Genomic DNA, 12482 nt, shown 5'->3' on the forward strand with positions numbered 1-12482 from the left:
CTGGCACATGCTTCATCGCCATGCGCCCGACACGGCGTGGCCGGAGATCAAGGCAATGCCCGACACCGCCAACCATATCGCCTTCGCGCTGGTGTGCCTCGGCATGGTGCTGACGCCCGGCCCCAACATGATCTACCTGATCTCGCGATCGCTGTCGCAAGGGCCCAAGGCCGGGCTGATCTCGCTTGGCGGCGTGGCGCTTGGCTTTCTGTTCTATGTGCTGTCAGCGGCGTTCGGCATCACTGCGCTGCTGATGACGGTCCCCCTCGCATATGACGCGCTGCGCTTTGCCGGCGTGCTCTATCTGCTGTGGCTGGCCTGGCAAGCGGTGAAGCCGGGCGGCCGTTCGCCGTTCCAGGTTCGCGAACTGCCCAAGGACGGGCCGCGCAAGCTGTTCGTCATGGGCTTGGTGACCAATCTGGTCAATCCGAAGGTAGCGGTGCTCTATCTGTCGCTGCTGCCGTAGTTCATCAGCCTTGGAAAAGGGCATGTGCTGTCACAGCTTCTGGTGTTGGGCGCCACGCAGATAGCGATCAGCCTCACCGTCAATTCCATCATTGCCGTGACGGCCGGCTCGATCGCCACGTTCCTCGCCGGCCGGCCGCTATGGCTGGTCGTCCAGCGCTGGATGATGGGTACGGTGCTGACCGCGCTTGCCCTTAAGATGGCGACCGAGGCGCAACGCTGAGATCGAAAAATGCGAAACGGCGATCGTCGCTCTCAACCGCCGAAGGCTTCTTTCAGAAAAGCACGAGAGTCGCGGATGGATTGATCCGCGGCAGCCGCATTGTACTCCATCCGGTGACCATAGACCTCGGTACCGATCTTGAGTGCTGGGGAGGTAAATGCGTGACGAGCGCCTTGGAAGACCTCAAGCTGCACGGCGCTTCCCTTGCCGCTGCGCTGGGCCATCATCTCCCGGCATTTTTGGGCGGGGGTCCAATCGTCAAGCCCACCGATCAGGACCAAGGTCGGGACCGCCATGTCGCCATTCGCTACCGAACAATTCGGATAGTAGGCAATCGCTGCCTTGAACTTGCGCTCCATAAGCCGCTCATCTCCACCAAGTTGCGCGGCCTCGAGCGTTGCGATCCCGCCAGCGGAGAACCCCATCAACACTATCCGCCGCGGGTCGACAAAGCTGTACTTCGACAGGAATTCCAGAGCACCGTAAGCGTCATATACGCGATCAACAGAGTGGAGGCCATCACAGGTCGCCGCGCGTGCTGAAACTGTCGACAAAGAGTACGACATAGCCCCAGGAAGACAGCCGCTCGGACCAGGCTTTCCTTTCACTTGGGAATAGACCCATACATCCGTGGAGAACGACGACAGCCGGGAACGGCCCCTCCCCCTGAGGCCGCGTCAGATATCCCTGCAGCGGCATACCGGAGGGAGTCTCCAGCACGACGCCTTGTTTTTGTGCCACGAGCACCCGAAACGGCGTTGGCTTCACAGCCTCGCTTTCAAATTGGACCAGTTGGTCAGCGCTTGCAGGCACGATATTGAGATAGCCGGCAACGCCGCAGCAGATCAGCAAAACAGTGTTTTTGAGCAGCCCCAGTTTGGACACCATGGGTCAGTCCTAGTCACTTAGTCGTTGAGAGCGCGCAATACCGAAGGCACGTCCCTACATCGGCCGCCTGATCTGTTGCACACGCTCGGGTTCGACAACCTTGCGGTAGAGATGCCAGGTCGCATGGCCAAGGACGGGCATGACAACGGCAAGGCCCGCGAACAGCGGGATCGAGCCGATGACCAGCAGCACCGCGACCAGCAGCCCCCACAACGCCATCATCAGCGGGTTTGCCATCACCGCCCGCGCGGAGGTCTCGATTGCCGACACCGCGCCGACATCGCGATCGAGCATCAGCGGAAAGGCGACAACGGTTGTCGCCAACACGATCACGGCAAAGACGAGGCCAGCCGCGTTGCCGAGCAGGATCAGCGTCCAGCCACGGCTCGTCGTCAGCACCTCGCGAATGAAGCCACCGATCGAGGCCGGCGGCTGGTCGCCAAACAGGCTTGTGTAGATCGATTGCGCGGTGAACATCCACAGCAGGAACAGCGCCAACAGCATGATGCCGATCACCGCGATCGAGGGCAGTGCCGGCGAGTGCCGGACACTGAGTGCGTGCCGCCAGGAGGTGTTCATGCCGAGTTCACGCCGGCGGCTGATCTCGTAGAGGCCGATCGCGGCGAACGGACCGACCAGCGCGAAGCCGGACATCAGCGGGTAGATGAGCTGGATGGCATTCGCCCCGGACGTCCACTGCGTCAGGATCAGGCCGACGACCGGGTAGATCAGGCACAGGAACACGTAGTGCGACGGTTTTGCCCAGAAATCCTCCGCGCCGAGACGCAAGGCGTCCCTCAAATCCTCGATGGTGATGCGTCGCACCGTGGGCTGAACGTGCATTCCACGCGCGTCCGCCATGACATGAAAGCCGGCCATAACCTTCCTCCCGTGTGTCGGGGCGGTCATCGCCAGGATGGCCGCCCATAGCTGCCACTGCTCGTACCAAGGGATGATAGCCGATTTGCCGCAGGTTGTCGCCAAATGCGTCGCGCCTGCCCCGTCATCACGCCATTTTCATCATCGGCGAGTCAAATGCCGCCCGTCGGAATTTATTCCGGCGAATTGAAAACCGCCTCGATGTGGTGGCCGTCGGGATCGATGACGAAAGCCGCATTATAATGGGGACCATAGTCTGGCCGGGGGCCGGGCGCGCCATTGTCACGACCGCCATGAGCGAGTGCGGCGGCATGAAATTGCGTGATGCTCTGGCGATCCGGGGCAGCGAAGGCCAGATGAAAACCCGGACCGGGCGGACGCTGGCCGCTTGGGCGAAGCTTGATCGCCAGCTTATCGCCGCCGCCCGCAACACCGTAGCCTACGGCCTGGTCGTGTTCGCCGGGGTTTAGATCCTCCCAGACGCGACCATAGCCAAGCGGCGCGAGCACGGCGTCATAGAATATCGCCGAGCGCTCGATATCCGAAACCCCGAAAGACACGTGGTGAAGCATGTTGCGGAAATCCTTGTCTTTGATCGACTGGTTTTCGCCGGCTCTCCCAGCCGGCACTGACGCGGCTTAATTCAGGCGGCTTGATCGCTGGCGAGCCGCCCGAACATTCGGAAATCATGGAAGTCTCCCTTGAACCATGCTTTCTGCCGGAGTGTTCCCTCATAGCGAAATCCGGATTTTTCCAACACACGGTCCGATCCGGTATTTCCGGGCAGCGTCCATGCCTCGATGCGGTTGAGGCCGAAGAACCGGTGGCCGCAGACAGCGACCGCGACGGCGGCCTCGGTCATCAGGCCTTTTCCCCAAAAATCGGGATGCAGTTCATAACCGATCTGGCCGCATTTCCATTTTGCCTCGAAGTGATTGTATCGGATCGCGCCGGCCAGCCGTTTCGACTCCCGATCCTCGATCATCCAGGCGCATCCCTTGCCGCTACCGAAGGCCTTTGCCATCCATTTCATGACCCGCTCCAGCTGGGCTTTGCTCGGTGCCGTCGGCCAGTTCGAAAAGCGCGTAACATCGGGGTTCGACAGGATGCGGCCGAAAGCGACGGCATCCTCCTGCACAGGCGCGCGCAACACCAAACGCTCCGTGGACAGAATCGGGAATGTACGGACAGCCGTTCGCATCAGTTCCTCATATCGTATGAGCTCTCGGGACTACCGGCGGATGATGCCAGCCGCGCTCCCAATCTATGCGATGCGGCCAGCGGAATCTCCACTCCCTGCATATTCTTCCGCAAATTTCGTCCCCTGCCCGCCAAAAGCCACGATCGCGGCTATTTGGGTCAGCCATGACTCTTGCAAAAAACGCTGATGACGCTCGCTCCCCCATAGACAGACGAATGCTGATCAAGGCCGCCGGCCTTATCGCATTGACCGGTCTTGCCGCCTGCGGCACGGTCTCGCTTCCGGCCGGCGAAGGCGCCGGTGCTTCATCGTCCGCGGCCGCCACGCTTGCCGGCATCCGGACCGCCGCCGGGCTTGGCCCGCTGGCGCCCGATCCGCAACTCGAACAGGCAGCCCTGCAACAGGCCAAGTATATGGCACGCAGTGGCCGCATGAACCATACGACCGGCTGGGGCAAGGATTTTGCCTCGCGCGTCAAGGACAACGGCATCGTCGGCGCCGCCGCCGAGAACATCGCCGAGGGGCGCTTCGACCAGCAGAAGCTGTTCGAGATCTGGATGAATTCGCCGGGCCACCGCCGCAACATGCTCGACCCGCGCTTCACGCGATTCGGCCTCGCCTATGTCCGCGACGGCCGCGACAATGCCGTCCGCTACTGGGCTCTGGTACTTGGGAAGTAGGATTCCGAAACGACGCGGCCCGCGCTGATCATCGCTTTTGAACCTGCGAGCGCCACCCGCATCAAGCCCCGCGAAGCCGGCGCCCATTCACGCTGGCGCAACGATGCAATCCGGGCCGGAAAGCCTCCAGGACCAATCGACGGATAATCCTAGTCCATGTGTACGGCAGGCGCCCCGTCACCGGACGGTGCCCGTGCCGGCTTGCGCAGCAGGAAAACAAACGGGATGGCAAGCAGGGTCATCATCATCAGCAGTTTGAAGTCGTTGACGTAGGAAATCATCATCGCCTGGATATTGACCATGCCATCCACCTGCGACAGCGCCGTTGGATCGCCAGCGGCGGCGGCTGGCGAGGCCGCCCACAGATTCGGGTTGAACGGGTTGATGAAGGTCGACAACTCGGCGTGATTGACCTGGGTGTTGCGGACCAGCAGAACCGTGACGACCGACACACCAATCGACGAGCCAAGATTGCGCACCAGGCTGAACAAGGCCGTGGCATCGGTGCGGAAGCGCGCGTCAAGCGTGGCGAAGGCAATGGTGGACAGCGGCACGAACACCATTCCCATTCCCAGGCCCTGGATGACGCCGGAACTGATGATCAGCCAGTTGTCCATCTGAGGCGTGAAGCCGGCCATCGTATAAAGGGACTGCGCGGTCAGGAGAAAGCCGATGACGACGAGAACCCTGGCGTCGATCTTGCTCATGAGCCGCCCGACGACGAGCATCGAAACCATCGTGCCGACACCGCGTGGCCCCATGACGAGACCTATGGTGATGGTCGGATAGCCGAAAATGACCGACAGCATTGGCGGCAGCAGCGCCATGCTCGCCAAAATGAGCACGCCCATGACAAAGATGAACGCCAGCCCGGTCACGAAATTGCGGTCGACGAAAATCTTCGGGTCGATGAAGGGATGCTCCGCCGTGACCATGTGAATGATGAACACCCAGAAGCCGGTAATGGAAAGACCGAGCTCGATCCATATCTCGACCGAGGAGAACCAGTCGACCTCGCCGCCGCGATCGAGCAGCAGTTGCAGCGCGCCAACGCCGAGCGAGAGCATGGCGAAGCCGAAGAAATCAAAGCTCCGCACCCTCCGGGCAACGGCTGGCAAATAGGCGGCCATGCCGAGGAAGGCGATGATGCCGACCGGCAGGTTGATGAAGAACACCCAGCGCCAGTTGAAATTCTCGGTCAGCCAGCCGCCAAGGGTGGGGCCAAGGATCGGCCCCAGCATGATGCCGGCGCCCCAGATGGCCATCGCCTGCCCGTGGCGCTCCTTCGGGTTGATGTCGAGCAGGAAGGTCTGCGACAAGGGCACGATCGCCGCACCGAACACGCCTTGCATCAGCCGGAAGAACACCATGGTCTCCAGGCTCCATGCGATGCCGCACAGCATGGAGAAGACAGTGAAACCGACCACCGCCGTCAAGAACAGCTCCTTGCGGCCGATGCGGTCCGCCAGCCAGCCGGTCACCGGCGTCATGATGGCGGCGGCAACGATGTAGGAGGTGAGCACCCAGTTGATGTTGTCGGGAGAAGCTCCGAGATCGCCGGTCATGGTCGGCAGCGCGACGTTGGCGATCGTCGTGTCGAGCGCCTGCATGATCGTCGCCAGCATGAGCGCAACGGTGATCAGGCCGCGGTGCGGCACTTCCTTGAAGGGTTCTGGCGTGCTCATGGTGCGGAACTTCCAACCGGTAACAAAAACGTGTACGCAGGGTTTCCGGGCGGCGGCGCCTTCCTTGTGGAAAGACACTCGTCGCGGTGGGACGCGAGTATCGATGTGGGGGTTACATCGACAGAGCGTCCGCACACAAAGGGCGTTCGCCGCCCGGAAACTGAAGGGCCGAAGGGTCTGGCGTTGAACGGCTCAGGGCTCGACCAGGGTCAATACGGCCCAGTTCCAGCACCCCTACCCTTCCCCGGTCCCCATCGGACCAATTCCGCCTTTCATCCGCGCTTGCGCGCGGCGAACATTCTCACTGAAGCCGATTATTCGGCCTCACTGGCAGTGGCATGACCGAATATGCTCGGAAACCCGCGGGAAACGCCGGTATCGACGGTGACGTCCGCGCTCATGCCCGTGCGCAGCATCATCCTGGATTCTGGATCAGTCAGTTCCAGCCGCACGGGGATGCGCTGTGTGACCTTGACCCAGTTGCCGGTGGCATTCTGGGCCGGCAGCAACGAGAACTCCGCTCCGGTGCCCGCGCCGATCGCCTTCACCGTCGCTTCGAACTTCTTGCCCGGATAGGTGTCCACAACGATTTCCGCCTTCTGGCCGGGCTTCATGTGGGTGAGCTGCGTTTCCTTGAAATTGGCGTCGATCCATGTGTCGCCGGTCTCGACCAGCGAAAACAGAGGCGTGCCCGAGCCGACATACTGGCCGACCTTGAACGAAGAGGCCCGACTGATGACGCCATCGGCGGGCGCCCTGACCGTTGTCTGCGCCAGGTCGTAAGAAGCCTTGTCACGCGCGGCCAGCGCGGCCATCACGGTCGGATGCTTGTCCGTCTCGATGTCGGGATTGCCGGCAAGTGCCGCCTTGGCACTGATGATGCCTTGCTGGGCCACGGTCGCCTGCTGCTTGGCCTTGTCGAGGTCGTTCTTGGCCTGATCGAGTGAAGACTTGGTATTGATGCCCTTCTGGGCAAGGTCCGAGGCCCGGTCGAATTGCGACTGCGCATAGTCGACCTCGCTGGTGGCGGACTTTTCCTGGGCCATGGACTGGCTGTAGGCGGCGCGAAGCTGCTCGACGCCAACGCGCGCGACCGCAACCGCCGCGTCGGCCTGCGCAAACGCGATCTGATAGGGAGCGGGATCGACAACAAAGAGCACGTCACCCTGCTTGACGACCTGATTGTCCGCAATGCCGACCTGAACGATACGGCCGGCCGTATCCGAAGCGATCGCCACCTTGGCTTGCTGCAGATTGGCGTTTTCCGTCTCCTGGTAGCGGCCACCGGTGACCCAGACATAGCCGCCGCCGGCAACCAGAGCCAAGGGGAGTGCAGCCATCAGCAGCAAACGGCCGGGACGGCGCTTCTTCTTCGGCGCGGCCGAAGCCGGCTGCACAGGGGGAGCTACAGCCACGGGGGCAGCAGCCGGCTGGGCCGGCGCTTCCATTTCCACCTTGGTTATGTTCTCGTCAATCTTGGCTACCGCGTTCATGCTGCTGCGCCTTCCGCACTCTTGTTTTTGTCGCTGGACGGCTCGTCATCCGCGAGATTCTCCACCATCGCCTCTAGTGCCGTGATGAGGACGCGGCGGGCTTCCGGCGATACGCCAAACAGCGATTCTTCATAGACTTCGCCGGCCATGCTCTTGATCTTGGCATAGGCTTCGCTCGCCTTCGGCGTCGGGAAGATCATGCGCACACGCCGGTCGGCGGCATCGGAGCGGCGCTCAATCCAGCCGCCCTCCTCCATGCGGTCGACCAGACGCGAGACGCTGATCGGCTCTATTTCGAGCAAATCGGCGAGGCGAGCCTGCGTTATCCCCTCTTCCTTGGCGACACGGACCAGAAGCCGCCATTGCGCCGAAGAAAGCCCAAGGCCACTAGCCCTCGCCTCGAAGCGCTTGCGCATAAGGCGCTGCACATCGTGGATCAGGAAGCCCAATCTGTCTAAACCATCAGAAACCATGAGCGACATATATAATAAGCGTGCTTAGTATTCAAGATACCCGCGGCGCCGGAAGCCGATAAATATGCACGGCAGCCCAGCAATCGGGTCGCGCTTCACGAATGTCGGAGCGCCCTGCTCCAGGCACGGCAAACCAACATCCGGCGGCGTTCCACGCCCAAAGAGACCGGATCGCTGACACCCTGTTCGACAAAACCGCAACCGCGGTTGCAGCAGCGGTTCCACGTCGTGTATGGCGGTCGATGAAGATAGACCGTCGGGAGGATGACATGAAACTTGGATTGCTGACCGCTCCGTTTTCGGACATGCCGCTGGCCAGCGTCGCGGACTGGGCGAATTCCGCCGGCTTCGAGGCGTTGGAAATCGCCTGCTGGCCTAAATCAAGCGGTACGGCACGCCGTTACGCCGGCACCGCCCATATCGATGTCGCGGCAATTTCGGCATCGGAAGCACGCGATATCGCCGCTTCGCTCGAAGCCAAAAACCTGTCGATTTCGGCGCTTGGCTATTACCCGAACCCGTTGCATCCGGACGCCACCCACCGGCAGGCCGTCATCGACCATCTGAAGAAGGTCATCGTGGCCGCCGGCAGGATGGGCGTTGGCCTTGTCAACACCTTCTGCGGCGGCGATGCCTCCAGGAAACTGGACGACAACTGGCAGGACGCACTGAAAGTCTGGCCGGATATCATCGCCTTTGCCAAAGACAACAACGTCAAGCTGGCGTTCGAAAACTGCCCGATGATCTTCAGCTATGACGAATGGCCGGGCGGGCACAACATCGCCTACTCGCCATTGATCTGGCGCCGTATCTTCGAAGCCTGGGGTGGCGATGTCGGGATGAATTTCGACCCCTCGCACCTGATCTGGCAGATGATCGACCAAAACCGCTTCATCCGCGAATTCGGCGCCCATATCGTGCACGCGCACGCCAAGGACCTGATGATCGACCGTGACGGCCTCTATGAGCGCGGCATTCTCTCGGCCGGCATCGGCTGGCAGATACCGCGCATGCCGGGCCTCGGCGAAGTCGACTGGGCTGGATTCTTCTCAGCACTTTACCGGGCGGGCTATGACGGGCCGGTCATCATCGAGCACGAGGATCGCAGATTCGAGGGTAGCGACGATTTGGTGAAGCGCGGCTTTCTTTTGGCCCGCGACGTGCTTCGGCCCTTCGTCAAATAAGGACCGCGGCCGCCGCATGCCACCAGCATTGATTTTGCGCGTTCGCAGCCCCTGACTGATCTTTCACAGGCGGTTGCGAACAAGCATTGTCACGACAAAGAAGGCCCCGACCGAGCTGGTGATGATGCCGATCGGCAGTTCCTGGGGCGGCAGCAAAGTACGCGCCAGGAGGTCGCTGGCCAGCAGCAGGACCGCGCCGAACACGGCGCAGGCCGCGACAAGGCGAAGATGCAACTGGCCGGCCAGGGGCCGGGACAGATGCGGGATCATCAGTCCGACGAAGCCTATGACGCCGGCGACCGACACGAGAATGGCTGTCGAGAACGCGGCGACTAGAAACGTCGTCCTGCGCATCCGCGCCACTGGAACACCCAGACTCTCGGCTGCGTTCTCCCCAGCCAGGAAAGCATCGAGCTTGCGGTGGTTCCACAGCGCGTAGCCAAGAATGGAACCCGCTCCCAGCACGGCAAGCGCGATGTTGTCCCATCGCGCCAGCCCCAGGCCGCCCATCGTCCAGAACAGCACCGAATGCGCCGCGCGCTGGTCGCCCGCGAAGACGAGATAGTTGGTCAAGGCTGTGAAGATGAACGAGACGGCGAGCCCGGCGAGGATCAGCCGTTCGGGGCCTTGCCCCCTCACCCGCGCGACAAGCAACAGGACGACGGACGTGGCCAGTATGCCGCCCGTAAAGGCCGCGACTGGCAACGTCCAGATGCCGAAACTGTCGCCAAAGACGGTGATCACGGAGACCGCGCCGGCGGCGGCCCCGGACGAGAGGCCAAACAGGAACGGATCGGCGAGATCGTTGCGCGTCACGGTCTGTAGCAGCGCACCGACGACGCCCAGTCCCGCGCCAACGCAAATGGCCATGATCGTGCGCGGCAGCCGCAGATCGACAACGATCTTTCCAACCGGGCCTGACACTGCGTGCCCGTCCAGCCCGACCGCATGTCCGAGCGCCGCAACCACGTCCGTCAATGGTATCAGCGTCGACCCATAGGCGATCGACAGCAAGGCGAGAGCGGCGATCACCGCCGCTCCCGCCGCCATGGCCAATCCGAATGCCTTGTGGGGCAAGCTCAGAAGGCTTCCGGGTGCATCGCCTTGGCGATTTTCTCGATCGCCTCGATGTTGGCTGGCCCGGGCGTCAGCTCGGCGTAGCGCAGGGCAACGAAATGCTTGTTCTTCACCGCATCCGTCTCTTTCATGGCCGGGTGGGCCTCCAGGAAATCGAGCAATTTCTGGTAACCGCCGCCGTCCTGGTAGTCGAGCAGGATCAGGAATTGCGGATTGCGCGACGCCACTGTTTCCCAGTCCGTCGTGCCCCAGCTGGTCTCCATGTCCGCCATGATGTTTTCGCCACCGGCAGCGGAGATCATGGCGCTTGGGATCGCGAACTTGCCGGCGGTGAAAGGCTTGTCTTCGCCCGAGTCATAGAGAAACACCCGGGTGCCCTTGTGATCACCGACCTTTGCCGTGATGTCGGCGAGCTGCTTTTGCCAGCCCGAAACAAGCTCCTGCGCCTTCGCTTCCTTGCCGAAGATCTTGCCCAGCTTTTCGACGTCGCCATAGAGCAGGTCCATCGACGCGGCGGGGCGGTTCTTGTCGAGATGGACGCAGCTTTCCGTCAGCACCAGGGTCTTGATGCCGTGCTGAGCGAGTGTGTCGGGCGTCACCTCGCCACCCGGCTTCATGCCGTAGTACCAGCCGGCAAAGAAGAAATCCGGATCGACCGCGACGAGGTTTTCCATTGTCGGATACTTTGGCGCAAGCTCCGGAATCGACCCTTGCTCGGCCTTGAATTCGGGGCCGACCTTGTACCATCCGGTGATGCCGGTCAGGCCGACGATCGACGGCTGCAGCCCGAGCGCGAAGGTCATCTCGGTCATGTTGAGGTCGTGGATGGCGGCGCGCTTCGGCGCGGCGTCGAACGTCAACGGCTTGCCGCAGCTGTCAACGGTCACCGGAAACGCAAAGGCGGTCGAGGCCAGCAATGAAAAGGCAAGGGACAGGACGAGACGTTTCACGGATGTTGCTCCTTTTTTGAATGAAAATCGGTGGGATCAGGACGGCGACGAGGCGCGGTTCGGGACTTCGAAGACCGTCAGTTCGCGGTCCTCGGTTGGATGGCGCAGGCGAAACACATCGACGCCGAAAATTTCGCGGATCAGTTGCTGGGTCAGCGCCTCGCGCGGCGCCGCGAGCGCATGCAGCCTGGCCCTGTCCATAACCGCGACCCGGGTGGCAAAAGGCGATACCAGCGACAGGTCGTGCAGCACCGCAATCACGGTCATCCCCAGCCCGGCCACGAGTTCGAGCAGTTCGCCTCGGGCGCGCGGATCAAGATGGTTGGTCGGCTCGTCAAGGAACAGTATCTTGGGCTCCTGCGCGATGGCGCGTGCAAGCTGGGCACGCTGCCGTTCGCCTCCGGACAGCGAGCCGATGGTGCGGGACAGCAGCGGCAGCAGACCGGTCCTGCGAAGCGCTTCGACGACGATGTCGCGTTCCTCGCTCCTTCGACGCAGGCCGGCATGCGGAATCCGTCCAAGCTCGACATAGTCAATCACGGCCAGCCGTGGATCGGGCTGATCGGTCTGGCCGACGACGGCCATGTGAAGCGCGCGCTCTGCCGCCGAAATCCTGTCCAGCCGGCGCCCGGCGAGCTTCACCTCTCCGGAACTTGGCCGCAGCATGCCGGACAGCATGCGCAGCAATGTGGTCTTGCCTGCGCCATTCGGACCGATGATCGCAAGGCGATCGCCAGCCGACACAGAAAGGCTTAGCGCCTCCACCAGACGCTGACCATTGACCGTCACGGTCAGGTCGCTCGCTTCGAGAAGAGGCACGGTCATGCCCGACCCTCGACATTGCGCGGGCCAGGGATGCGGGCCAGTGTCTTGTCGAACAGCCCGGCCGGACGTTGCCCGGAATTGCACCAGCCATCGGCGAGCGACGCATAGAGTTTTGCGAATTCCACCAATTCGGCGGCATCGGTCCGCCTGTCGATGGAACCGAAAAGATAGGAGGCTTTTCCATCGGCCTGGAAGGCGACCGTCAGGGGCCGGGCGCAGCCCGCCATACAGGCAATGCCTTCAACCGCGTAGTCCTGGAGAGCTCTCTCGTCGTCAGCCGAGAGCAGAGAACGCAAGTCGGCGCACAAATCCTCACCCGTCCTGATCCCGGTCGCGGGATCGCGGCAAAGCGTGCATACTATAATGCGGTGGATGGCCTGGAAGGCGTCCAATTTTCCGTCACTTTCTCAACTGGCGACGGAAGGAAGTCCTGGCAATCGGTCGACAAGACCAACGTCC

12 protein-coding genes and 2 pseudogenes are annotated in these 12482 nt (G+C 62.1%); 3 read left to right on the forward strand and 11 right to left on the reverse strand.

All coding sequences use genetic code 11. The features are described from left to right. Nucleotides 1-55 precede the first annotated feature (55 nt). Nucleotides 56-688: pseudogene (locus LGH82_RS08765) on the forward strand (LysE family translocator). A 32-nt stretch (nucleotides 689-720) separates the two neighbouring features. On the opposite strand, the pseudogene LGH82_RS33595 reads toward LGH82_RS08765, so the two are convergent. The 4 genes and pseudogenes from LGH82_RS33595 to LGH82_RS08785 form a co-directional block, all read right to left on the reverse strand. After that, nucleotides 721-1576 (reverse strand): annotated as a pseudogene (locus LGH82_RS33595) (dienelactone hydrolase family protein). Nucleotides 1577-1630: 54 nt separating this feature from the next. After that, the gene (locus LGH82_RS08775; RefSeq protein ID WP_227348136.1) at nucleotides 1631-2455 is read right to left on the reverse strand and encodes a DUF2189 domain-containing protein; all 825 of its coding nucleotides are present in this window, start codon (nucleotides 2453-2455) and stop codon (nucleotides 1631-1633) included. 173 nt (nucleotides 2456-2628) lie between these two features. Further along, nucleotides 2629-3027, reverse strand: a complete 399-nt coding sequence (locus tag LGH82_RS08780; protein WP_227348137.1) for a VOC family protein — start codon at nucleotides 3025-3027, stop codon at nucleotides 2629-2631. Between the two features lie 71 nt (nucleotides 3028-3098). Next, nucleotides 3099-3608, reverse strand: coding sequence for a GNAT family N-acetyltransferase (locus LGH82_RS08785; RefSeq protein ID WP_264484370.1), 510 nt, complete (start codon nucleotides 3606-3608; stop codon nucleotides 3099-3101). Nucleotides 3609-3871: 263 nt separating this feature from the next. Here LGH82_RS08785 and LGH82_RS08790 point away from each other — a divergent pair, with 263 nt between their 5' ends. Further along, nucleotides 3872-4336: a CAP domain-containing protein gene (locus LGH82_RS08790; RefSeq protein ID WP_413771435.1), complete on the forward strand. Its 465-nt coding sequence runs from the start codon at nucleotides 3872-3874 to the stop codon at nucleotides 4334-4336. A 149-nt stretch (nucleotides 4337-4485) separates the two neighbouring features. Here the strand turns inward: LGH82_RS08790 and LGH82_RS08795 are convergent, their stop codons facing one another. From LGH82_RS08795 to LGH82_RS08805, 3 genes are all read right to left on the reverse strand, one after another. Further along, entirely contained in the window at nucleotides 4486-6021 is a 1536-nt protein-coding gene (locus LGH82_RS08795; RefSeq protein WP_227348140.1) for a DHA2 family efflux MFS transporter permease subunit, read from the reverse strand. Nucleotides 6022-6335: 314 nt separating this feature from the next. Further along, nucleotides 6336-7514 (reverse strand): HlyD family secretion protein, encoded by a 1179-nt coding sequence (locus LGH82_RS08800; protein ID WP_227348141.1) that lies wholly within the window; start codon nucleotides 7512-7514, stop codon nucleotides 6336-6338. Beyond that, a complete protein-coding gene (locus LGH82_RS08805; RefSeq protein WP_227349523.1) occupies nucleotides 7511-7987 on the reverse strand; it encodes a MarR family winged helix-turn-helix transcriptional regulator in 477 nt (158 codons plus the stop codon). Before LGH82_RS08805 ends, LGH82_RS08800 begins: the two co-directional genes overlap by 4 nt. Nucleotides 7988-8256: 269 nt before the next feature. Here LGH82_RS08805 and LGH82_RS08810 point away from each other — a divergent pair, with 269 nt between their 5' ends. After that, nucleotides 8257-9171 (forward strand): sugar phosphate isomerase/epimerase family protein, encoded by a 915-nt coding sequence (locus LGH82_RS08810; RefSeq protein WP_227348142.1) that lies wholly within the window; start codon nucleotides 8257-8259, stop codon nucleotides 9169-9171. A 63-nt stretch (nucleotides 9172-9234) separates the two neighbouring features. On the opposite strand, the gene LGH82_RS08815 is transcribed toward LGH82_RS08810, so the two are convergent. The 4 genes from LGH82_RS08815 to LGH82_RS08830 are packed head-to-tail and all read right to left on the reverse strand — an operon-like array spanning nucleotide 9235 to nucleotide 12415. Then, on the reverse strand, nucleotides 9235-10221 hold the full coding sequence (locus LGH82_RS08815) for a FecCD family ABC transporter permease (protein ID WP_227349524.1): 987 nt from the start codon (nucleotides 10219-10221) through the stop codon (nucleotides 9235-9237). Nucleotides 10222-10250: 29 nt separating this feature from the next. Beyond that, nucleotides 10251-11198 carry an ABC transporter substrate-binding protein gene (locus LGH82_RS08820; protein WP_227348143.1) on the reverse strand — a complete coding sequence of 316 codons (948 nt, stop codon included), beginning with the start codon at nucleotides 11196-11198 and terminating at the stop codon, nucleotides 10251-10253. Between the two features lie 36 nt (nucleotides 11199-11234). Next, on the reverse strand, nucleotides 11235-12023 hold the full coding sequence (locus tag LGH82_RS08825; RefSeq protein ID WP_227348144.1) for an ABC transporter ATP-binding protein: 789 nt from the start codon (nucleotides 12021-12023) through the stop codon (nucleotides 11235-11237). Continuing rightward, nucleotides 12020-12415 (reverse strand): DUF1636 family protein, encoded by a 396-nt coding sequence (locus LGH82_RS08830; RefSeq protein ID WP_227348145.1) that lies wholly within the window; start codon nucleotides 12413-12415, stop codon nucleotides 12020-12022. The genes LGH82_RS08825 and LGH82_RS08830 overlap by 4 nt, the downstream gene beginning before the upstream one ends. Between the last annotated feature and the right edge of the window lie 67 nt (nucleotides 12416-12482).

Origin of the sequence: Mesorhizobium sp. PAMC28654, from assembly GCF_020616515.1 — a bacterium.
In the GTDB taxonomy this organism is placed as follows: Bacteria; Pseudomonadota; Alphaproteobacteria; order Rhizobiales; family Rhizobiaceae; genus Mesorhizobium.